Here is a 21,755-nt window from a genome sequence, read left to right on the forward strand (position 1 = left end):
GTCATTCCGGTCTTCTCCCGCAAGCCGATGTTCGGCTACATGGGATTGATCGGCGCGACCATCGCCATCGCCGGCCTGTCGGTGACGGTGTGGGCGCACCACATGTACGTCACCGGCGGGGTGCTGCTGCCGTTCTTCTCCTTCATGACGTTCCTCATCGCCGTACCGACCGGTGTGAAGTTCTTCAACTGGATCGGCACCATGTGGAAGGGGTCCTTGTCGTTCGAGACCCCGATGCTGTGGGCGACGGGCTTTTTGATCACCTTCACCTTCGGTGGTCTGACCGGTGTCATCCTGGCCTCGCCGCCGATGGACTTCCACGTCTCGGACAGCTACTTCGTGGTGGCGCACTTCCACTACGTGGTGTTCGGCACCGTCGTCTTCGCGATGTTCTCCGGCTTCCACTTCTGGTGGCCGAAGTTCACCGGCAAGATGCTCGACGAACGCCTCGGCAAGATCACCTTCTGGACGCTGTTCATCGGCTTCCACGGCACCTTCCTCGTCCAGCACTGGCTGGGTGCCGAGGGCATGCCCCGTCGTTACGCGGACTATCTCGCGGCCGACGGCTTCACCGCCCTGAACACGATCTCGACGATCAGCTCGTTCGTGCTCGGTCTGTCGATCCTGCCGTTCTTCTACAACGTGTGGAAGACCGCCAAGTACGGCAAGAAGGTCGAGGTCGACGACCCGTGGGGTTACGGCCGTTCGCTGGAGTGGGCCACGTCCTGCCCGCCGCCGCGGCACAACTTCCTCACGCTGCCCCGGATCCGCTCCGAATCCCCGGCCTTCGACCTGCACCACCCCGAGATCGCCGCTCTCGACCAGCTCGAGAACGCCGGTCACGGTGAGAAGGCCCTCGCTGGTGGCAAGGAGGCCGGCAAGTGAAGGTCCAAGGCAAGATGTTCCTCTGGCTGGCGTTCTTCGTGCTGGCCATGGCGATCGTCTACGGCGTGTGGTCCAAGGAGCCCGCCGGTACCACGGCGCTCTTCCTGGGCTTCGGCCTGTGCGTCATGATCGGCTACTACCTGGCCTTCACGGCCCGGCGTGTCGACGTGGGCGCCCAGGACAACAAGGAGGCCGACGTCGCCGACGACGCCGGTGAGGTCGGTTTCTTCAGCCCGCACAGCTGGCAGCCGCTCTCCCTCGGCATCGGTGGCGCGCTCGCCTTCATGGGCGTGATCTTCGGCTGGTGGCTGCTCTACTTCTCGGCCCCGATCATCATGATCGGCCTGTGGGGCTGGGTCTTCGAGTACTACCGCGGAGAAAGCCAGAACCAGTAACACGCGCAGAGCACAGGAAGCCCGGACACTCCGTCAGGAGGTCCGGGCTTCCCTCTTTTGCCACACTTCTCGTCCCTCGCACGGCCCACTCGCCGCGCCGGGTCCGGCCCCGCTTCCTAGCGTGAGGTCATGAGCCACACACCGCGAAACCGCACAGCCGTCAGCACGGCACTCATAGTCGCCCTCGGCGCCGGGGTCACGGCCTGTGGCTCCGACGGCCACCCGCTGTCGTCCAAACCGTACGACGCCGCGGGGGACATCTCCTTCAGCACCCCCGTGGACGACGGCAAGAAGGTCGACCCGGACAAGCCCCTGGAGATCACCGCCGAGGACTCCGACGGCCGCATCACCGACGTGACCGCCACGGACGCCACAGGACGGTATGTGGCGGGCGAACTCTCAGTCGACGGGGCCCGCTGGCACAGCACCTCCCCGCTGGCCGCCGGCGTCCACTACAGGGTCCGCGTGAGCACCGAGGACGAGGACGGCGCTCCCGGCCGCAAGGTCGTCGACTTCGACACCGGAACCCCCACCACGAAGAAGCGGCTGGACGTGAAGTTCGGGCCCGACAAGGGCACGTACGGCGTCGGTCAGCCCGTCACCGCCGAGCTCAGCCTCCCGGTCGAGGACAAGGCCGCCCGCGCCGTCGTGGAGCGCTCACTGAAGGTCGACTCCCGGCCCGCCGTGGACGGCGCCTGGCACTGGGTTGACGACACGAAGCTGCACTACCGCCCCAAGGAGTACTGGCCCGCCCAGGCCACCATCAGCGCCCACAGCAACCTGTCCGGGATCAAGGTCGCCGAGCGCCTCTGGGGTGGCATAGCCAAGCCCCTGACCCTGACCACGGGCGACCGTGTGGAGGCCGTCACGGACGCCTCGGCGCACTCCATGACGGTCTACAGGAACGGCGAGGCGATCAAGGCGATCCCCGTCACCACCGGCAAACCGGGCTACGACACCCGCAACGGCGTCAAGGTCGTACTGGGCAAGGAAGGCACCGTTCGCATGACCAGCGCCAGCATCGGTTCCTCCGACTTCTACGACCTGATCGTCCACAACTCGGTCAGGCTCACCAACAGCGGCGAGTACGTTCACGCCGCCCCCTGGTCCACGGGCTCACAGGGCTACGCCAACGTCAGCCACGGCTGCACCGGTATGAGCAGCGCCAACGCCCAGTGGTTCTACGAGAACATCCGCGCCGGCGACATCGTCCAGGTCGTCAACTCGTCCGGCGACATGATGGCCCCGTTCGGCAACGGCTTCGGTGACTGGAACCTCACCTGGCAGAAATGGCGCACCGGCAGCGCCCTGGTGGCCGACACCCCGGAGGGCCCGGGGCCGGAAGCCCGCCTGAGGCTGCGCCCCGAGTCCGTGTAGGCGTCCGCGCCCTCAGGCGCTCAAGGCACGCTTACTGCGAAGCAGCCCCGCCAGGGCGGAGGCGAACTCCACCGGCTCCACCGGCAGGGTCACCGCGGCGTCGGCCCGGCTCCACGTGGCCAGCCACGCGTCCTGCGGCCGCCCGATCAGCAACAGCACCGGCGGACAGTTGAAGATCTCGTCCTTGATCTGCCGGCAGATCCCCATCCCGCCCGCGGGAACGGCCTCGCCGTCGAGCACACACACATCGATGCCACCGCGGTCCAGCTCCTTGATGACGGCGGCAGGCGTCGCGCACTCGATGAACTCGACCTGAGGCACGTCCGTGGCCGGCCTCCGGCCGGTGGCGAGCCGCACCTGCTCACGGGTGTTGGAGTCGTCGCTGTAGACCAGCACCGTTGCGGTCGGCTGCATTCTTCCTCCGGGACGTCAGCGTCGTAGAGACAGATACGGACAGGGTCCGTTGCGCGGATGCTACCCCCTTGAACACATGGTCAACAGCGGTTCGGACAGGGCTTCGATGGGCCATATGGGCTGGACACGACCCACAGACACTCCGAACGGCACCCCCGGGAGTGAGGGCGAGATAAGCGACCGACATAATGTCGGTCGTGGCGACAGCAACGACAGTAGAAACCGGGCACGCGCACCCGTCGGTCAATCGGCCGAACCTCACCAGCGTCGGAACCATCATCTGGCTGAGTTCCGAGCTGATGTTCTTCGCGGCCCTCTTCGCGATGTACTTCACCCTGCGATCGGTGACCGGGCCGGATCACTGGAAGGAGATGGCGGAACATCTCAACTTCCCGTTCTCGGCTACGAACACCACGATCCTGGTGCTCTCCTCCCTCACCTGCCAGCTCGGCGTGTTCGCCGCCGAGCGCGGGGACGTGAAGAAGCTCCGGATGTGGTTCATCGTCACCTTCATCATGGGTGCGATCTTCATCGGCGGTCAGGTCCTCGAGTACACCGAACTGGTCAAGGACGCGGGCCTCTCGCTCTCCTCCGACCCGTACGGCTCGGTGTTCTACCTGACCACCGGCTTCCACGGCCTGCACGTGACGGGTGGTCTCATCGCCTTCCTGCTGGTCCTCGGGCGCACCTACGCCGCCCGCAGGTTCACGCACGAGCAGGCGACCGCCGCCATCGTCGTGTCCTACTACTGGCACTTCGTCGATGTCGTCTGGATCGGCCTCTTCGCCACGATCTACATGATCAAGTAGCCGGGCCCGTTCCCGAGCACATTCCAGAAGCATCGACGCAGAAGATCCTGACACCGGGGTAATCCGTGAAAAAGCTCTCCGCACGACGACGCCATCCGCTGGCGGCGCTCGTCGTCCTACTCCTCGCGCTGGCATGCACCGGGGGGCTGTACACCGCGTTCGCGCCCGCGGACGAGGCGCAGGCCGGTACAACCGCCCAGTCCCTAGCCATCGACGAGGGCAAGAAGCTCTACGCCGTCGGCTGCGCCAGCTGCCACGGCACCGGCGGTCAGGGCACCACTGACGGTCCGAGTCTCGTCGGCGTGGGCGCCGCGGCCGTCGACTTCCAGGTCGGCACCGGCCGTATGCCGGCCCAGCAGCCCGGCGCGCAGATTCCGAAGAAGAAGGTCATCTACTCGCAGGCCGAGATCGACCAGCTCGCGGCGTTCGTCGCCTCGCTGGGTGCCGGTCCGACGGTGCCGACCGAGGCGCAGTACAACCCCGAGGGCGCGGACATCGCCAAGGGCGGTGAGCTCTTCCGTACCAACTGCGCCCAGTGCCACAACTTCACCGGCAAGGGCGGCGCGCTGACGAACGGCAAGTACGCCCCGACGCTGGAGGATGTCGACCCGAAGCACCTCTACGAGGCCATGCAGACCGGCCCGCAGAACATGCCTTCCTTCCCCGACACCACGCTGACGGAGAAGAACAAGCAGGACATCATCGCGTACCTGCACGCGGTCAACAGCGACGACTCGGAGAGCCCCGGTGGTCTGGAGCTGGGCGGCCTCGGGCCGGTCAGTGAAGGCCTCTTCGGCTGGATCTTCGGTCTCGGCGGACTGATCGCCGTCGCCGTGTGGGTCGCCGCCCGGACCGCAAAGGCCAAGAAGTCATGAGTAGCCAAGACATCCCAGAAGAGAACCTGCCCGCCGAGCGGGCCGCCGACGAGCACGCGCACGGCGCCGTGAGTGTCGCGGACGAGAAGCACCCGTTCGCGGATCCCGGTCTGCCGCCGCACGAGCACCGTATCCAGGACATCGACGAGCGGGCCGCCAAGCGCTCCGAGCGCACGGTCGCCTTCCTGTTCACGCTGTCGATGCTGGCCACGGTCGGCTTCATCGCGGCGTTCGTGACGATCCCCGCGGACAAGATCGTCTACATCTTCCCGCTCGGTCACATCAGCGGACTGAACTTCGCCCTGGGCATGACGCTCGGTCTGGCGCTGTTCTGCATCGGCGCGGGCGCGGTCCACTGGGCCCGCACCCTGATGTCCGACGAGGAGATGACCGACGAGCGCCACGCCATCGCGGCGGAGCCCGAGGTCAAGGCCAAGGTGCTGGCCGACTTCAAGCAGGGCGCCAAGGAGTCCGCGCTCGGCCGCCGCAAGCTGATCCGCAACACGATGTTCGGCGCGCTGACCCTGTTCCCGCTGTCCGGCATCGTCCTGCTGCGCGACCTCGGTCCGCTGCCGGAGGACAAGCTGCGGCACACCTTGTGGCGCAAGGGCCTGCAGCTCGTGAACATGAACACGAACGAGCCGCTGCGTCCCTCCGACGTCGCCGTGGGCTCGCTCACCTTCGCCAAGCCCGAGGGCCTGGAGGAGCACGACCACGAGTTCCAGACCGAGATCGCCAAGGCGGCCCTGATGATCGTCCGGCTGCAGCCGGAGAACATCAAGGACAAGCGTGAGCTCGAGTGGTCCCACGAGGGCATCGTGGCGTACTCGAAGATCTGCACCCATGTCGGTTGCCCGATCTCCCTGTACGAGCAGCAGACGCACCACGTTCTCTGCCCGTGCCACCAGTCCACCTTCGACCTCGCCGACGGTGCCCGAGTCATCTTCGGCCCGGCCGGTCACGCCCTGCCGCAGCTGCGCATCGGCGTGAACGACGAGGGCTACCTTCAGGCGCTCGGCGACTTCGACGAGCCTGTCGGTCCTGCATTCTGGGAGCGCGGATGAGCACTACGACCACTTCCGACTCTCGCTCGCGAGAGAAGGCGCCGGCCGGCGAGAAGATCGCCGACTGGGCCGACGGCCGGCTGGGGATCTACTCCCTGGCCAAGGCCAACATGCGCAAGATCTTCCCGGACCACTGGTCCTTCATGCTGGGCGAGATCTGCCTCTACAGCTTCATCATCATCATCCTCACGGGTGTGTATCTGACGCTGTTCTTCCACCCCTCGATGAACGAGATCGAGTACCACGGAAGCTACGTCCCGCTGCAGGGGCAGCTGATGTCGGAGGCCTTCGCCTCCACGCTGGACATCAGCTTCGACGTCCGCGGCGGTCTGCTCATCCGGCAGATCCACCACTGGGCGGCCATCGTCTTCCTGGCCGGCATGTTCGTGCACATGATGCGCGTGTTCTTCACCGGCGCGTTCCGCAAGCCGCGTGAGATCAACTGGATGTTCGGCTTCCTGCTGTTCGTCCTCGGCATGTTCACCGGGTTCACCGGCTACTCGCTCCCGGACGACCTGCTCTCCGGCACCGGCGTCCGCTTCACCCAGGGCGCGATCCTGGCCACGCCGATCGTCGGAACGTACATCTCGATGTTCCTGTTCGGCGGGGAGTTCCCGGGCGGCGACTTCGTCTCGCGGTTCTACTCGATCCACATCCTGCTGCTGCCCGGCATCATGCTGGGGCTCGTGGTCGGCCACCTGATCCTGGTCTTCTACCACAAGCACACGCAGTTCGCGGGTCCCGGAAAGACCAACAAGAACGTCGTCGGCATGCCGCTGCTGCCGGTCTACATGGCCAAGGCCGGAGGCTTCTTCTTCCTGGTCTTCGGCTTCATCGCGATGGTGTCCGCGGTCGCGTCGATCAACCCGATCTGGGTGCTGGGACCGTACCGGCCGGACCAGGTGTCCACGGGCGCCCAGCCGGACTGGTACATGGGCTTCGCCGAGGGTCTGATCCGCGCGATGCCCGGCTGGGAGATCAACTTCTGGGGTCACACGCTCGTCCTGGGTGTGTTCATCCCACTGGTGCTCTTCGGCCTGTTCCTCGGCATCCTCGCGCTGTATCCGTTCATCGAGTCCTGGATCACCGGGGACAAGAGCGAGCACCACATCCTGGACCGGCCGCGCAACGCGCCGACCCGTACGGCCTTCGGTGTCGCCTGGGTGACCGCGTACATGATCATGCTGATCGGCGGTGGCAACGACATCGTCGCGACCCACTTCCATCTGTCGATCAACTCGGTGACCTGGTTCGTGCGGATCGGGTTCTTCGTCGGACCGGTCCTCGCGTTCGTCGCCACCAAACGGATCTGTCTCGGCCTCCAGCGCCGCGACAAGGACAAGGTGCTGCACGGCCGCGAGTCGGGCATCATCAAGCGTCTGCCGCACGGTGAGTTCGTCGAGATCCACGAGCCTCTCAGCCAGGAGGCTCTGCACACCCTCACGGCGCACGAGCAGTACGAGCCGGCCGCGATCGGCCCTGCGGTCGACGAGAACGGTGTCGAGCGCAAGGCGAAGGGCCCGCAGAAGCTGCGCGCCAAGCTCAGCAACGCGTACTTCGGGGACGACAACCAGATCCCGAAGCCCACCGCCGAGGAGTACAAGGAGATCACGAGCGGCCACGGCCACCACTGATCTTCGAACTGTTCGCCACGGCAGGAGCCCCGTCCATTGCCCGGACGGGGCTCTTTGCCGTCCCCGGGGCTGGATAGGGTGGACCCGTTCCCGTACGAGCTATGAGCTACGGGCGAGATTCCACATCCCACAGGCGTCCCCAACGCGGGACGGACGACCCAGGAGCGGCATATGAGCGCTGTGACCCCCGCCGGAGGCGACACCGCGGCGGTCCGTTCCTGGCCCGCCCTGCTGAACGGCCTGCTGGACGGGCGCGACCTGAGCGCCGCCGACACCGCCTGGGCGATGGACCTGATCATGCGGGGCGACGCGACCGACGCGCAGATCGCCGGGTTCGTGGTGGCGCTGCGGGCCAAGGGCGAGACCGTCGAGGAGATCGTCGGGTTCGTCCGGGCGATGTACGAGCACGCGAACGTGATCGAGGTGCCAGGGGACACCGTCGACATCGTCGGTACGGGCGGCGACGGGGCGAAGACCGTCAACATCTCCACCATGTCGGCGATCGTCATCGCCGGGACCGGCGCCAAGGTCGTCAAGCACGGCAACCGCGCGGCCTCCTCGGCCTCCGGGGCATCCGATGTGCTGGAGAAGCTCGGGGTCAATCTGGAGCTGCCGACGCACCGGGTGGCGCAGGTCGCCGAGACGGCCGGGATCACCTTCTGCTTCGCGGCGAAGTTCCACCCCGCGATGCGTCACGCGGGTGCCGCGCGTGGGCAGTTGGGGATCCGGACGGTCTTCAACGCGCTCGGTCCGCTGACCAACCCGGCGAAGGTGAAGGCGCAGGCCGTCGGGTGCGCCGACCCCCGGATGGCGCCGATCATGGCCGGCGTGTTCGCCGAGCGCGGCAACTCCTCGCTCGTCTTCCGCGGGGACGACGGGCTGGACGAGCTGACGACCACGGCCACGTCCCGGGTGTGGGTGGTGCGGGACGGGAAGGTGCGCGAGGAGTCGTTCGATCCGCGTGACGTGGGGATCGAGCTGGTGCCCGTGGAGGCGTTGCGGGGGGCCGACGCCTCGTACAACGCGGATGTGGCCCGGCGGCTGCTGAACGGCGAGACCGGGCCTGTGCGGGACGCCGTGCTGCTGAACTCCGCGGCTGCGCTGGTGGCCCTGTCGCCTGGGGACGGGCCGCTCGCGGACCAGCTCCGGGCGGGGATGGTGAAGGCGGCGGCCGCGATCGACTCCGGGGCGGCGAAGGCCACGCTGGAGCGGTGGGTGGCGGCGACCAACGCGTAGCGCCGGCTGCGGGCCGGTGGGGGTTTTCTTCGCCCCCGCCGCCCCTACCCATTCCCGTCCCTGACTCAGGGGCTCCGCCCCCGAACCCCCAAAAGACTGCGCAGTTCCCCGCGCCCCTAAAAAGGGGGCGCGGGGAACTGCGCAGTCTTTGGCTCCGGCGTTTGAGGGACGGGAATGGGTAGGGGCGGCGGGGGCGAAAAAGGCCCGTCGCTTCCCGGCCGTCCCGGTATCCGGACGCCAGGGTTGCGTCGGGAAGAGCGTGTGGCAAGATGCAGGCAGGTCATGAGCGACAGCCATCAGGCCCCGGCCGGCTGTCCGGCAACCCTCCGTCCGTGGCGGGGTGCCCCGGGTGAAGACCAGGCCGTAGGCAGTGAGGTCTACGGCAAGCGCGGACCCCTCGCAGCACCAGGGGTCCTGGTCGTTCGAGGGAGCCTTCTGTGAGCAAGCGAATGCGATAGGGCGTAGAGCCCCGCCTCCGCACACCCTTTTCACCTTCATCCACGCTTGAGCCGTACCCAGTCGTACCCGCTCGCGTGGTGTTCCCGCCTGCCTCACAGGAGTTCGCCATGTCTGTTTCCACCGCTGCCGCTGTCTCCGCCGCTGTCGCTGCCGCCGACCAGCCCGCGTGCCGTGACACCACCGCGTCCCTGCCCGTGCTGGGGCGGGACGTCACCGTCCCGCTCGTCACCGGCGGCGAGGTCACCTACGCCGCGCTCGACTACGCCGCCAGCGCCCCGGCCCTCCAGCGGGTGTGGGACGACGTGGCCGCGTACGCGCCGTACTACGGGAGCGTGCACCGCGGGGCCGGGTATCTCTCGCAGCTGTCCACCGACCTGTTCGAGAACGCCCGCAGGACCGTCGAGGAGTTCCTCGACTGCCGTGACGGTGACCAGGTCGTCTTCACCCGGTCCACCACCGACTCGCTCAACCTCCTCGCCGCCGCGCTCCCCGCCGACTGCCAGGTCTTCGTCTTCGAGACCGAGCACCACGCGTCCCTGCTTCCGTGGCGGTCCCCCAGCCTTCGGCCGGGGGTGCCCCCATCTCGCTTCGCTCGCCGCGTCACCTACCTCAACGCCCCGCGCACCCCGGGCGAGGCCGTCGCCACGCTGGAGCGGGCCCTCGCCGAGCGGGACCCCCACGGGCCGGCGCTCGTGTGCGTGACGGGCGCGTCGAACGTCACCGGCGAGCTGTGGCCCGTACGGGAACTGGCCGCCGCCGCGCACGAGCACGGCGCCCGGATCGTGCTCGACGCCGCCCAGCTCGCGCCCCACCACCCCGTGTCCGTACGGGAGTTGGACGTCGACTGGGTCGCGTTCTCCGGCCACAAGCTGTACGCGCCCTTCGGGTCGGGTGTCCTTGCCGGACGCGCCGACTGGCTGACCGCGGCCGAGCCGTACCTCGCGGGCGGAGGTGCCTCGCGGAAGGTCTCGCGGCGGGTGGACGGCGGCGTCGACGTCGAGTGGCACGAGAGCGCCGCACGGCACGAGGCCGGGTCGCCCAACGTCATCGGCGCCTACTCCATCGCCTCCGCCTGCAAGGCCCTCACCGAGGCCGGCTTCGATGCGTTGGTCGCCCGCGAGCAGCAACTGATCGACACCGTCCGGGCCGGGCTCGCCGAGGTGCCCGAAGTCCGGGTCCTCTCCCTCTTCGGTGACGACGCGCCGCGCGTCGGTGTCATCTCCTTCGTCGTCGAGGGCTGGAACAGCTCGCACTTCGCCGCCGCGCTCTCCGCCGAGTACGGCATCGGGGTGCGGGACGGTCTGTTCTGCGCCCACCCCCTCGTCCGTACGCTGCTCGGCAGCGACCCGCAGACCCAGGGCGAGTGCGGTGCCCCCGAGGCGGCGCCCGGCGAGAAGTCCCTCAACGCGATCCGCGTGAGCTTCGGGGCCGGCACGCCCGACGAGCACGTCGAGCGGTTCGTCCGGGCCGTCAAGGAACTCGTGCGGGACGGTGCGCAGTGGAACTACCGCACAGTGGAAGGGCGTTGCGTCCCGGCGGTGTGAGGCTGCCCTCACACGCCCGCCCCTCGTGGCAGCCCCGCCCCCAGCAGGATCATCCGCAGCGCGCGCTCGGTCGCGTCGGTGAGGAGTTCCGAGGCTCGGAGCAGGGCCTCGGCCAGGGCCATCGGGGCGGGCAGGATGCCGGTGTAGGCGTCCACGCCCGGGACCGTGTGGGCGCCCTCGCCGAGGGTGCCCGCCAGGGCGAGGACCGGGCGTCCGGTCAGCTTGGCGCGGCGGGCCACCTCGGCCGGGACCTTGCCGCGGGGCGTCTGGTGGTCCAGGGAGCCCTCGGCCGTGATGACCAGGTCGGCGCGGGCGAGGCGGGCGTCCAGGTCGAGATGGTCGAGGAGCACCTCGAAGCGGGGGAGGAGACGGGCGCCGAGAGCGGCGAGGCCCGCGCCCAGGCCGCCGGAGGCACCCGTACCGGGGCCGCCGTACAGGTCGCAGGTGACCGGGAGGTCCCGGGTCAGGACGTACGCCCAGTTCTCCAGGCCCGCAGACAGCTCCTCGACCTGCGCGGGGGTCGCGCCCTTCTGCGGGCCGAAGACGCGGGCGACGCCGCGCTCACCGCACAGCACGTTGTACGGGTTGCAGGCGACCAGTAGTTCCGTGTGGGCCAGGCGGGGGTCGAGGCCCTTCGGGTCGATGTGGTGCAGGCGGGTCAACTCCCGGCCGCCTTGGGGGAGTTCGAAGCCGTCCTCGTCGAGGAGGCGGGCGCCGAGCGCCTGCAGGGCTCCGGCGCCCCCGTCCGACGTACCCGAGTCGCCGCAGCCGACGAGGATGCGGCGTACGCCCGTGTCCAGGGCGGCATGGATCAGCTCGCCGACACCGTACGTGGTGGTCGCGCCCGGGTCGCGCAGGCCGTGCGGGACGAGGGAGAGGCCGGCCACCGCGGCCATCTCCACGACGGCCGTGTCGGCGGAGCCGAGGCTGGATCCGGTGCCGAGCAGCGCGAAGTGGGTGCCCACGGGCTCGCCGAGCGGGCCGGTGGCGGGCAGCGCGACCAGCCGGCCCCCGGTGGCCGAGGCGAGGGCGCGGGCCGTCCCCTCGCCGCCGTCCACCAGGGGGATCAGGTCGACCTCGGCGTCCGGCACGACACGGCGTACGCCCGCCGCGATGGCGTCGGCGGCGGCCTGGGCGGACAGGGACTCCTTGAAGCCACTGGGGGCGACGGCGAAACGGGTCAGCATGAGAGGGGCTCCTTGAGGGCTTGACGGCTGCACGGCTTGACGGCTTCAGGGCTTCAGGACGGGGACGCCGAGCAGCGGCCACACGGTGAGGGCGAAGAGCAGGACCAGCGCCGCCGTCAGCGGGGCCAGGACCGCGGACAGGCGCAGCAGATCGCGCGGGGTGTACGTCGGGGTGCCGGGTATCTCGGCGAAGAGCGTGACCGGCTTGGCGGAGGCCGGGAGCGTGTGGCAGAAGCCCGCCGCGGCGGTCGACGCCAGCGCGGCGGCGACCGGGTTGACCCCCGCGCCCACCGCCGCCGCGACCACCAGCGGCACCAGGACGGACGAGCGGGCGGAGCGGGACTGCAGGACCAGGTGGGCGGCCGTGCTCACCGCGACGACGAGCGCGAGGAACAGCCACGGGTCCACGTCCGCCGGCAGCCCGGACACCAGCCAGCCCGCCGCCCCCGAGTCCGCGAGCGCGACACCCATCGCCATCGTCGCGGCCATGAAGAGGAGCAGCGACCAGGGGACGGTCTTCAGAGCGTCCTTCAGGCCCACGGTTCCGAGAGCGGGCGAGGCCGCGACGACCGCGCCGATCAGGGCGACGACCGCGGGGGAGACCTGGTGGAGGGGCTCGCTGCACCACAGCGCGACCACCGTGGCGAGCAGCAGCGCGCAGCGCGACTCGGCGGGCGACCAGGGTCCGGTGACGGGCTGCTCGCTGTGCCGCTGGATGTCATCCGCCGTGATCTGTACGGGAGTTCGGCGGTCCGCGCGCCGGGTCGTCGTCAACAGCACGGTCTCGGCGGCCAGATGGGAGGACGCCACGGCCAACGGCAGCCCGAGCAACAGCCACTGGGTGAAGTCGATACGGTCCCCGGTCGTCTCCCACAGCACCGACACCGTGATCAGATGCGCACCCGCACCGATCAGGGTCGCCACCGCCGACAGCAGGATCACGGTCGGAAAGAGCAGCGCCAGCATCACGACCAGTCGTTTCCGGTCGGCCAGCACCTTGGCGAGCGCGAGGAACACGGGCAGCGCGAGCGCCGCCCGGCCGGAGGTGGCCGGCACCGCGAAGGCTGTCACGACCAGCGCCGCCGTGGTCAGATGCACCAACTGCCTGACGCTGCGCGCCCCGCCGACCAGGAAGGCCGCCGCCCGCCCCGCGAGCCCCGTCCGGGCCACCGCCGCCGCCAGCACGAAGGCGCAGATCAGCAGCCAGACCGTCGAGTCCCCGAGCGTGCCGAAGAGTGTCTCGCTGCTGATCACACCCGTCACCGTGAGCGCGAGTCCCGCGCCGAGGGCGATGTACGTGTCGTCGATGGGCGTACCGATCCACGCGCAGGTCGCCAGCGCGAACACGGCCAGTGTCAGCCGCGCGTCACCACCGAGCCCGGGAAAGTTGCCGGGCACGATCAGCAGGGCGCAGAGGCTCAGGGCCACACAGAGGGCGGCGGCTTGCCGGAGATTCAGACTCACGACATTCAGAGTTCAGCGGGGCGGTGAGCCCTCAATGAGCAGCACATGAAGGAAGCTTCACGAGCGCCGCGGGGGCGCCTCCCGGCGGAACACTCACGCGGGGAGCCGATACCCCATCCCCCGCACAGTCTCCACCCGCTCCGCCCCGAGCTTCTTCCGCAGCGAACGGACGTACACATCAACGATGTTGGAGCCCGGGTCGAAGTCGTACCCCCACACATGCGACAGGATCTGCTCGCGAGAGAGAACCTGCCCCGGGTGCCGCAGAAACAGCTCAAGCAGTACGAACTCACGGGCCGTCAGGTCGACCACCCGCTCGCCCGCGCGAGCCCGCCGCGTACGCAGATCCAGCGTGAGGTCGCCGCCGCGCAGCACGGTGACCTCGGGAACCCCCGCCGCCGTACGCAGCCGCAGCCGCACCCGTGCAAGGAGTTCCTCGAAACGGAACGGCTTGGTCATCCAGTCGTCGGCGCCGCCCTCCAGGCCCGCCACCGCGTCGCGTACGGAGTCCCGGGCGGTCAGCACGATCACCGGGACCGTCACCCGGGCCTCGCGCAGTTCGCGCAGCACGGTGAACCCGTCCCGGCCGGGCAGCCCGATGTCCAGGATCACCAGGTCGAAGCCACCGGTCAGCGCGTACTCGTAGGCCGAGTCCCCGTCCGCGACGACGGTCGTGGTGAAGCCGCCCGCGCGCAGCCCCTTCTCGACGAAGGAGGCGATGCGCTCCTCGTCCTCGACGATCAGGATGCGCTTCATGTCCAACGGGCCTTTCCGGTACGGGTGTTCATGCAAAGGTGCTCATGTACGGGTGTTCATGCTCGGTCCGTCTCGAGGAGCGGGTCCGGCACCGAGTCGAGCACGACGGCGAAGGTGGCCCCGCCGCCCGGGGTCTGCCGCAGCCCGACCTTCCCGCCCCGGTGCCCCTCCGCGATGGCCCGCACGATCGACAGGCCGAGGCCCGCGCCGCTGCCCCGGGTGCCGCGCCGGGAGGTGCCGCGCCGGAACCGCTCGAAGATCACCTCGGCGTCCTGCGGCTGCACACCGGGGCCCGAGTCGGCGACGTACAACTCGACGCGGCCGCCGGTGACGCGTGAGCCGATCCGGATCGACTGGCCGGGGACGGTGTGCTGCACGGCGTTCTGCGCCAGCTGGACCATCGCCTGGGTGATGCGCTGCGGGTCCAACTGGGCTTCTCCGTCGGCGACTTCGGCCAGTTCCCAGTGACGGTCGCCGAGCGTGCGGGCCTTGACGAAGACATCGGCGGTGAGTTCGGCGAGCTGCACCGGTTCGGGCGTGACGAAGTCCGGGCGCTCGGCCTTGGCGAGCAGCAGCAGGTCCTCGACGATGCGGCTCATCCGGTCGAGCTCGTCGGTGACCAGCCGGACGGTCTCCTCGCGCTCGGCCGGATCGTCGCCCATCAGCTCCAGATGGCCGCGCACGATGGTGATCGGGGTGCGCAGCTCGTGGCCCGCGTCGTCGACGAACTCCCGCTGGGCCGCGAAGGCGCGTTCCAGCCGGTCGAGCATCGCGTTGAAGGTCTCCGCGAGCGCGGCGATGTCGTCGTGGCCGCGGACCGGGATACGCCGGGTGAGGTCCTGCTCGGTGAGCTGGGCGGCGGCGGTACGCACCAGACGTACCGGCTTGAGGATCCGCCCGGCCACCACCCAGCCGATCCCCGTCGTCATCAGCAGCGCGACCCCGGAGATGGCGAGCAGGATGCGGAACACCTCGTCCACGCGGTCGTGCTCGCGCCCCGGATGGAAGGCGACCACGAAGGCGGCCTCCGGTTCACCGCCGGAGCGGGCGATGGCGACCTTGGCCCACCGGACGTCCCCGGCGGCGCGGTGCAGCGTGCCGGTGGACTCGGCGGACTCGAAGATCTGCCGGCGGCCGGCCTCGTCCTGGTGCAGGGGCAGTTCCGCGGGGATCTCACGGTCCTGGACGAGCTTCGCCGGGTCCGCGCCCGGGCCTCCCGCGAGCAGCCCCATCAGCTCCTCGTCCGGATCGGCGTACTGCCGCTCCAGGAAGACCTTGAGCAGCCGCCCCGGCTCGGTGAACGGCTTCCCGGTCTCGGGGTCCACCCCCCGCTCCTCGAAGTTCGCGAACTCGCCCGCCTCCTGGGCGAGCAGACCGCTGACGCGGGAGTCGACGTCCCGCAGGAGGATCGAACGGGTGGTCGTGGCCACGGCGGCGAGGGCGACGGCCATCACGAGCAGCAGCCAGAGCAGGATGCGGACCCGGGCCGAGATGCGCCGACGCAGGGGCACGGGATCGAGATCGGAATCGGACATGGGTGCGGGTACGGGCTCAGCCGTCGTCCCCGGGTCCGTCGTCATCGTCATCGTCGTCACTCACCGGAGGCCGCGACACGACCTCGTCGCTCGGCGTCGAAGCCGGCGTCGGTGTCGAGGACGTGCCCGTGGGTGTGGGCGTCGCCGAGGGCGACCCACTCTCCAACTCCACCTTGGGCGGCACTTTCGGCGACTCCGGACTGTCGGTGAGGGCATAACTGGTAGCGGCGATCCCCAGCGGAATCACCACGACAGCGGCGAGAGCCGCCATCCGGTGAGAGAAAACCATGGGGCCGATGCTGCGGGGTCCACGGGTGCGCCCGGATGAGCGCCGGATGAAGAACTCTTCATCTCGGCCGCGCCCCGTGACCTAGGGCCCTTCTGATGGATCTCCGCGGCGTCGCGACGCCCGGCACGCACGCTCGCCGCACGGCGCGAAGGGCCAGGTGGCTCCGCCACATGACCCTCCACACCGCACGCCGATCGCACGCACCGACCGCCGCTCCTTCTCCCACGGAGATCCATCAGAAGGGCCCTAGTTGTCGAGCCCGATGGCGAACGCGGCCTCAAGATCATGCTGGGAGTACGTACGGAACGCCACATGCGTGTCCGTCCCCTCCACCCCCGGAATCTTGCTGATCATCCCGGGGATCACGTCCGCCAGATCGTCGTGCGCCTTCACCCGGACCATGGCGATCAGGTCGTACGTGCCGGTCACGGAGAACACCTCGCTGACGGAGTCCAGCGCGGCGATCGACTCCGCGATCTCGGGAATCCGGTCCACGCTGGTCTTGATGAGCACGATCGCGGTGATCACGGCTGGTTTTCTCCCTCGGTGGCCATGGCTGGGTTTTCACCTTACTCAGCCTCACGCCCGGGAGTCTTTTCGGCCGGGGGGCCGGGGGTTGTCCCCCGGGAGAACACAGCAGCTGTACGTCCATAGCGCACCCACGCGTAGAGGAACCCCGCCGAGAACCCCAGCAGATGCGCCAGATATGCCACCGCGGGCCCCTGGGTCGCCCGGCTCGCCGCCATCCACTGGAGGGACACCCAGAAGGGCAGGACCACCCAGGCCGGAAACCGCAGCGGCAGGAAGAAGAGGAACGGAAAGAGACTGGTCACCCGGGCTTTGGGGAACAGGTAGAGGAACGCACCGAGGACCGCGGAGATCGCCCCGGACGCGCCGACCAACGTCTGCGCGGAGTCGGAGTGGGCGGCCGCGTAGCCGAACAGGGCGAGGTAGCCACAGCCCAGATAGAAGAGGGCGAACGCGAAGTGGCCCATCCTCTCCTCGGCCATCGCCCCGAAGACATAGAGGAAGAGCATGTTCCCCAGCAGATGCAGCCAGCTGCCGTGCACGAAGAGGGCGGTGGCCGGAGTGACGGCCGCCCGCGGTGTCCCCTCGAACAGTTCGACGGGCACCACACCCCAGCGCTCGAAATAGGCCCGCTGCGCGGAAAGGAGCTCGTCACCGGTGCCGTACGCGGGACTGAGGCCCGAGCCCGGACCGATCACGAAGACCAGGCAGCACAGGGCGATCAGTCCGTAGGTCACCGGAGCGGACTGACCCCGGACCGCGCTGACTGCCCTCTCGACGGGGCTACCCCAGTTGCCGATCATGAACAGAGCATGACGTAACGGGACCGAACCGCACAGAGCGCCTCGCCGCTCCCGGTGGACGGGCGTCGAGTACCCGCCAGGCCTTAGGGTTACGAGCCACACGCTCCAGGGAACCTGGTGCGGCATGAGGACTCAGGAAAGAGAGCGACTGCAACGATGACGGTACCCCTGCCGACCGCCGAGACCCGGTGGCGCTGCACGCTCTGCGGCAACCTCACGCGCTTCGACGTGACGCGTTCGTCGAAGGTCGTCGAGTACGTGCATCTGGACCTGGCCGGGGAGCCGAAGATCGAGGAGCGCGAGGTGGTCAGTGAGACCATCGAGTCGGTGCGCTGTCGCTGGTGCAACGCGGTGGATCAGGTGGAACTGGTGGACAGGCCGGGCGCCGGCTCCTGACAGGAGCGGGCCCCGCACGGACGATGGGGTGAAGGATGGTGGAGACCACCACGGGCGGGGAGCCGGACGACGGCGCCGCCGAGGTGCTCGACCGTCCGCTGCCCGACGGCGTGCGCCGCAGGGTCGTACAGATCGTCTCGGACGGTTTCGGCGGGCTGACCGTGGCCGAGCTGCCCGTACAGCTGCGGCAGTACGCCAGGTTCGCCCCCAACCGCCGTGCCAAGTTCGCGGGCAACGCGATGGCGGCGGCCCTGGAGACGGACCCGCTTTTCAGACAGCGGATCGCCGAGAAGCTCAGAGAGGCCCAGTCGGAGCTGACCGGCGCCCTCGACTCCGGCTCGCCGCCCCCGGCCGCGGACCCGCTGGACGTGGCGGCCGCGGCCTATGTGCTGCGCCCCCCGGGCTGGGTGAAGCTGGTGACCGCCGCGGGCGAGGAGGCCCTGCGGGCGGACGCCGAGCGCGTCGACGAGGAGACCCGCGCCGAGCTCGACCGGCTGCGCGAGGAACTCGCCGAGGCGCGCGGCCAGACCCGCACCGAGACGGAGCGGCTGCGGACGGAGCTGGAGTCGGCGAAGAAGGAAGCCGATTCGCTTCACCGCAAGCTGCGCGGGGCCCTCAGTGACGTCAAGCGCGGCGAGGCGGCCGTGCGCAAGCTGCGGGGCGAGATGGAGTCCGTCCGCGGCGAGGGGCAGGCCCATGTGTCCGCCGCCGAGAGCGAGAGCCGGCGGCTCAAAGGGCGGCTGAGCGAGGTCGAGGCCACCCTGGAGGCCACCCGCCGCGCGGCCCGCGAGGGACGCAGCGTCGAGGACATGCGCGTACGGCTGCTGCTGGACACCGTGCTCGACGCGGCGCAGGGGCTGCGGCGCGAACTCGCCCTGCCGCCGGTGTCGGTGCGGCCCGCGGAGACCGTGGACGCGGTCGAACCGGGACGGATGACACCGAAGGACATCGCGGCCCGCGCGCTGTCCGAAAACGATCCCGCGATCCTCGACCAGCTGCTCGCGCTGCCGCAGGCGCATCTGGTCGTCGACGGCTACAACGTCACCAAGACCGGCTATCCGCAGATGCCCCTGGAGAAACAGCGGCTGCGGCTCCTCGGGCAGCTCTCGCAGCTCGCCGCGCAGACCGGCGCCGAGGTCACCTGTGTCTTCGACGGGGCCGAGCTGGCCGCGCCCGTGCTGCTCGCTCCGCCGCGCGGGGTGCGGGTGCTCTTCTCCAAACCGGGCGTCACCGCGGACGAGTTGATCCGCCAGCTGGTGCGCGCGGAGCCGCCGGGGCGGCCCGTCATCGTCGTCTCGACCGACCGCGAGGTGGCCGACGGGGTGGCGAAGGCGGGAGCGCGCCCGGTGGCCTCAGCGGTGCTCCTGAAGCGTTTCTCGCGCGGCTGAGCAAGCGGGTTTCGAGCGGCCGCGCAAGGGAATTTCGCGTGGCCGACCTTCTGATGGTGTACGTCGCCTACGTAACAGAAGCCCCAAGCGCAACACATGTGCAGCTTGCCCGAATTGGCGAAACCTTCACGCAACGTAGCGTCAAGCGAGCATTACCGCATGTGAGTCGAGTGCAAAGAATGCGGTCGGTGACCGAGATTTTTCTGAGGAGGATTTGAACTGATCACAGGAACATCACTAGGGTCAGGCGTCGAACCTCTACTCGGGTGATCACTCATTGGGAGTGACGGTGGAGGGGCACCGCCGACCGGTGTTTTCGGTAGGCGGCTGAGGTAATGAAGGAGCTCGCCTCCGTGGCGTCCCACCGTCGACCGAAGCAGCCGAGCCGCACCCGCGTGACCGTGCTCACGACCGCCGCCGCTGCAGCCGTGGCCCTCAGCTCGCAGGCGGCCAACGCCGCGCCCAGCGAGAAGCCGAACAAGGACGAGGTCAAGGCCAAGGTCGACGCGCTCTACGAGGACTCGGCCCGGGCCACGGACAGGGCCAACGGTGCCGAGGAGAAGCAGAAGAAGCTCGAAAAAGAGATCGACACCATCCAGGACCAGGTCGCGCGAGGCCAGGACGAGCTCAACACCATGCGCGACAGCCTCGGTCTGATGGCCAGCTCCCAGTACCGCACGGGCGCGATCGACCCCTCCGTCCAGCTCTTCCTCTCCTCCGACCCGGACGACTACCTCGACAAGGCGTCCACGATCGACCAGCTGAGCGCCCAGCAGGTCGAGGCGCTGAAGAAGGTCCAGGAGAAGCAGCGGACCCTCGCCCAGCAGCGTCAGGAGGCGGCCGGCAAGCTCAAGGACCTCTCCGACACCCGCAAGACGCTGAGCGAGAAGAAGAAGGAAGTCCAGACCAAGCTCGCCGACGCGCGCAAGCTCCTCAACACCCTGACCGTCCAGGAGCAGGCGGCCCTGAAGACCGAGGACACCCGCGCCAGCCGCGACGCCGGGGACCGCATCGAGCTCGGCAACGAGGTGCCCGCCTCCGAGCGCGGCGCCGCCGCCCTCGCCGCCGCCAAGACCCAGATGGGCAAGCCGTACGTCTCCGGCGGCAGCGGCCCCAACTCGTACGACTGCTCCGGTCTCACGCAGTGGGCGTACAGCCAGGCCGGTGTCTCGATAACCCGGACCACCTACACGCAGCAGAACGACGGTGTGAAGATCGGCCGCGACCAGCTCAAGCCCGGCGACCTGGTCTTCTTCAACAGCCTCGGCCACGTCGGTCTGTACGCGGGCAACGGCGTCATCGTGCACGCCCCGAAGCCGGGCGCCGTCGTCCGCCTGGAGTCGATGAGCACGATCGGTACCTTCCAGTTCGGCGTCAGGGTCTGATCCCCGACTCCCTCGGTCCGGTCGTCGGCCACCTCGTCTCGGGCCGTCCGCGATCCGATTCCCGTCCGGCCCGGATTCCTTCCGGGCCCGCCGGGAAGTTGATCGCCACGCCGCCCGAACGGGCGAATTCCCGCAACTCCCGCTGACTCCACGCCCCGCTGATGACCTGCGTCTGAGGCGGGGCGTCACGTTGTGTACCCGTATGGGTCTTTGGCCACCGCGTAGTCGCACGGCTACTGTCTGCCGCGTTTCCCCCAACTCCGGGGGCACGTCAGCGGAAGGGAGTGCGGCTTCCTGTGGGGTCCCATCGCCGCCTTGTACCGTCCGGCTTCGACCGGGGCGCCCGAGGCGCCACCCTGTGCGTACTGACCGCCGCGGCCGCGGCCCTCGGCGTCCTGCCGGCCGGCGCCGCGCCGCAGGACGACTCCCGTGCCGAGGTGGACCGGCTGTACGAGGAGGCCGAGCACGCCACCGAGTCGTACAACAAGGCCGACGAGCGCACGGACACCCTGCGCGGCCAGGTGGACAGGGCGCAGGACCGGATGGCCAGACAGCAGGACCGCATCAACACCATGCGGGACGCGCTCGGTTCGCTCGCCGGGGCCCAGTACCGCTCCGGCGGACTCGATCCCTCACTGGCGCTGATGTTCTCCGACGATCCCGACGAGTACCTCGACAAAGCGGCCGCGCTCGACCGGATCAGCTCCCGGCAGGCCGGGGAACTCAAGGAACTGCAGGGCGCCATGCGAGATCTCTCCCAGGAGCGCGAGGAGGCGACCCGCAAGCTCACCGAACTGGACAAGAGCCGTAAGGCGGTCGCCCGGCACAAGCGCACCGTCGAGCAGAAACTGTCCAAGGCACGGCAGTTGCTCAACGCCATGCCGGGTGCCGACCGCGCCGCCTACGACCGGGCCTCCCGCTCGGGCGGCCGTGTCCCCGACCTCACCGGCGCGGTCCCGTCCTCCGGCCGTGCGGCGGCCGCCGTCGCCGCGGCCCGCTCGGCCGTCGGCCGCCCGTACGTCTGGGGCGCCAACGGGCCCACCGGGTTCGACTGCTCGGGCCTCACCCAGTGGTCGTACGCGCAGGCCGGTGTCGGGCTGCCGCGCACCTCGCAGGCCCAGGCGCACACCGGACGGCCGGTGCCGCTCTCCCAGGCGCAGCCCGGCGACATCGTCACCTACCGGGGCGACGCCAGCCATGTCGGCATGTACGTGGGCAACGGCCAGGTGATCCACGCGCCCTACCCGGGCGCCCCGGTGCGCTACGACCCGGTGGGCATGATGCCGGTCAACACCGTGACGCGCCCCTGACCCCACGGGCCTGGCGCCGTAC

The 21,755-nt window shown here is 69.4% G+C and carries 21 protein-coding genes and 1 riboswitch; of the genes, 13 read left to right on the top strand and 8 right to left on the bottom strand.

Translation table 11 applies throughout. The features are described from left to right. From ACH4YP_RS30570 to ACH4YP_RS30580, 3 genes are all read left to right on the top strand, one after another. A partial coding sequence (locus ACH4YP_RS30570; RefSeq protein WP_398493847.1) for a cbb3-type cytochrome c oxidase subunit I occupies positions 1 to 885 on the top strand: 885 nt, incomplete at its 5' end. Next, complete coding sequence (locus ACH4YP_RS30575) at positions 882 to 1,280, top strand: cytochrome c oxidase subunit 4 (protein WP_055615514.1); 399 nt, start codon at positions 882 to 884, stop codon at positions 1,278 to 1,280. The genes ACH4YP_RS30570 and ACH4YP_RS30575, both read left to right, overlap by 4 nt. A 129-nt stretch (positions 1,281 to 1,409) precedes the next feature. Next, the gene (locus ACH4YP_RS30580) at positions 1,410 to 2,657 is read left to right on the top strand and encodes an Ig-like domain-containing protein (protein WP_398493849.1); all 1,248 of its coding nucleotides are present in this window, start codon (positions 1,410 to 1,412) and stop codon (positions 2,655 to 2,657) included. 12 nt (positions 2,658 to 2,669) lie between these two features. Here the strand turns inward: ACH4YP_RS30580 and ACH4YP_RS30585 are convergent, their stop codons facing one another. Continuing rightward, positions 2,670 to 3,071: a hypothetical protein gene (locus ACH4YP_RS30585; protein ID WP_055615512.1), complete on the bottom strand. Its 402-nt coding sequence runs from the start codon at positions 3,069 to 3,071 to the stop codon at positions 2,670 to 2,672. A gap of 188 nt (positions 3,072 to 3,259) precedes the next feature. On the opposite strand from ACH4YP_RS30585, the gene ACH4YP_RS30590 reads away from it, so the two are divergent. The 6 genes from ACH4YP_RS30590 to ACH4YP_RS30615 all read left to right on the top strand — a co-directional run bounded on the left by ACH4YP_RS30590 (position 3,260) and on the right by ACH4YP_RS30615 (position 10,692). Beyond that, on the top strand, positions 3,260 to 3,880 hold the full coding sequence (locus ACH4YP_RS30590) for a heme-copper oxidase subunit III (RefSeq protein ID WP_143637955.1): 621 nt from the start codon (positions 3,260 to 3,262) through the stop codon (positions 3,878 to 3,880). 65 nt (positions 3,881 to 3,945) lie between these two features. Next, positions 3,946 to 4,755, top strand: coding sequence for a c-type cytochrome (locus tag ACH4YP_RS30595; protein ID WP_361072596.1), 810 nt, complete (start codon positions 3,946 to 3,948; stop codon positions 4,753 to 4,755). After that, a complete protein-coding gene (locus ACH4YP_RS30600; RefSeq protein WP_398493852.1) occupies positions 4,752 to 5,819 on the top strand; it encodes a Rieske 2Fe-2S domain-containing protein in 1,068 nt (355 codons plus the stop codon). Before ACH4YP_RS30595 ends, ACH4YP_RS30600 begins: the two co-directional genes overlap by 4 nt. Further along, complete coding sequence (locus ACH4YP_RS30605) at positions 5,816 to 7,453, top strand: cytochrome bc complex cytochrome b subunit (protein ID WP_361072602.1); 1,638 nt, start codon at positions 5,816 to 5,818, stop codon at positions 7,451 to 7,453. Before ACH4YP_RS30600 ends, ACH4YP_RS30605 begins: the two co-directional genes overlap by 4 nt. Before the next feature lie 171 nt (positions 7,454 to 7,624). Further along, a complete protein-coding gene (trpD, locus tag ACH4YP_RS30610; RefSeq protein WP_361072605.1) occupies positions 7,625 to 8,689 on the top strand; it encodes an anthranilate phosphoribosyltransferase in 1,065 nt (354 codons plus the stop codon). A gap of 278 nt (positions 8,690 to 8,967) precedes the next feature. Beyond that, a riboswitch (SAM riboswitch) is annotated at positions 8,968 to 9,084 on the top strand. A gap of 171 nt (positions 9,085 to 9,255) precedes the next feature. Further along, positions 9,256 to 10,692 (top strand): aminotransferase class V-fold PLP-dependent enzyme, encoded by a 1,437-nt coding sequence (locus ACH4YP_RS30615; RefSeq protein WP_361072809.1) that lies wholly within the window; start codon positions 9,256 to 9,258, stop codon positions 10,690 to 10,692. Between the two features lie 8 nt (positions 10,693 to 10,700). On the opposite strand, the gene ACH4YP_RS30620 is transcribed toward ACH4YP_RS30615, so the two are convergent. The 7 genes from ACH4YP_RS30620 to ACH4YP_RS30650 all read right to left on the bottom strand — a co-directional run bounded on the left by ACH4YP_RS30620 (position 10,701) and on the right by ACH4YP_RS30650 (position 17,254). Further along, on the bottom strand, positions 10,701 to 11,879 hold the full coding sequence (locus ACH4YP_RS30620; RefSeq protein WP_398493855.1) for a glycerate kinase: 1,179 nt from the start codon (positions 11,877 to 11,879) through the stop codon (positions 10,701 to 10,703). Between the two features lie 45 nt (positions 11,880 to 11,924). Beyond that, positions 11,925 to 13,343 (bottom strand): SLC13 family permease, encoded by a 1,419-nt coding sequence (locus ACH4YP_RS30625; RefSeq protein ID WP_361072815.1) that lies wholly within the window; start codon positions 13,341 to 13,343, stop codon positions 11,925 to 11,927. A gap of 93 nt (positions 13,344 to 13,436) precedes the next feature. Then, complete coding sequence (locus ACH4YP_RS30630) at positions 13,437 to 14,099, bottom strand: response regulator transcription factor (protein ID WP_361072818.1); 663 nt, start codon at positions 14,097 to 14,099, stop codon at positions 13,437 to 13,439. A 56-nt stretch (positions 14,100 to 14,155) separates the two neighbouring features. Beyond that, on the bottom strand, positions 14,156 to 15,634 hold the full coding sequence (locus ACH4YP_RS30635) for a sensor histidine kinase (protein ID WP_398493857.1): 1,479 nt from the start codon (positions 15,632 to 15,634) through the stop codon (positions 14,156 to 14,158). A gap of 16 nt (positions 15,635 to 15,650) precedes the next feature. Beyond that, positions 15,651 to 15,923 (bottom strand): small secreted hydrophilic protein, encoded by a 273-nt coding sequence (locus ACH4YP_RS30640; protein ID WP_361072823.1) that lies wholly within the window; start codon positions 15,921 to 15,923, stop codon positions 15,651 to 15,653. Positions 15,924 to 16,169: 246 nt separating this feature from the next. Beyond that, positions 16,170 to 16,451, bottom strand: a complete 282-nt coding sequence (locus ACH4YP_RS30645; RefSeq protein WP_055615922.1) for an Lrp/AsnC family transcriptional regulator — start codon at positions 16,449 to 16,451, stop codon at positions 16,170 to 16,172. Between the two features lie 41 nt (positions 16,452 to 16,492). After that, on the bottom strand, positions 16,493 to 17,254 hold the full coding sequence (locus ACH4YP_RS30650; RefSeq protein WP_398493859.1) for a rhomboid family intramembrane serine protease: 762 nt from the start codon (positions 17,252 to 17,254) through the stop codon (positions 16,493 to 16,495). A 156-nt stretch (positions 17,255 to 17,410) separates the two neighbouring features. Between ACH4YP_RS30650 and ACH4YP_RS30655 the strand changes: the two genes are divergently transcribed. The 4 genes from ACH4YP_RS30655 to ACH4YP_RS30670 all read left to right on the top strand — a co-directional run bounded on the left by ACH4YP_RS30655 (position 17,411) and on the right by ACH4YP_RS30670 (position 21,733). Further along, entirely contained in the window at positions 17,411 to 17,650 is a 240-nt protein-coding gene (locus tag ACH4YP_RS30655; protein WP_055615920.1) for a hypothetical protein, read from the top strand. Positions 17,651 to 17,685: 35 nt separating this feature from the next. Then, positions 17,686 to 19,038, top strand: a complete 1,353-nt coding sequence (locus tag ACH4YP_RS30660; protein WP_361058009.1) for an NYN domain-containing protein — start codon at positions 17,686 to 17,688, stop codon at positions 19,036 to 19,038. A gap of 353 nt (positions 19,039 to 19,391) precedes the next feature. Then, the gene (locus ACH4YP_RS30665; RefSeq protein WP_361058011.1) at positions 19,392 to 20,423 is read left to right on the top strand and encodes an NlpC/P60 family protein; all 1,032 of its coding nucleotides are present in this window, start codon (positions 19,392 to 19,394) and stop codon (positions 20,421 to 20,423) included. 296 nt (positions 20,424 to 20,719) lie between these two features. Beyond that, entirely contained in the window at positions 20,720 to 21,733 is a 1,014-nt protein-coding gene (locus ACH4YP_RS30670) for an NlpC/P60 family protein (RefSeq protein WP_361058013.1), read from the top strand. Positions 21,734 to 21,755: the final 22 nt, after the last annotated feature.

Origin of the sequence: Streptomyces sp. NPDC020747, assembly GCF_044334695.1 — a bacterium.
Taxonomy (GTDB): Bacteria; Actinomycetota; Actinomycetes; order Streptomycetales; family Streptomycetaceae; genus Streptomyces.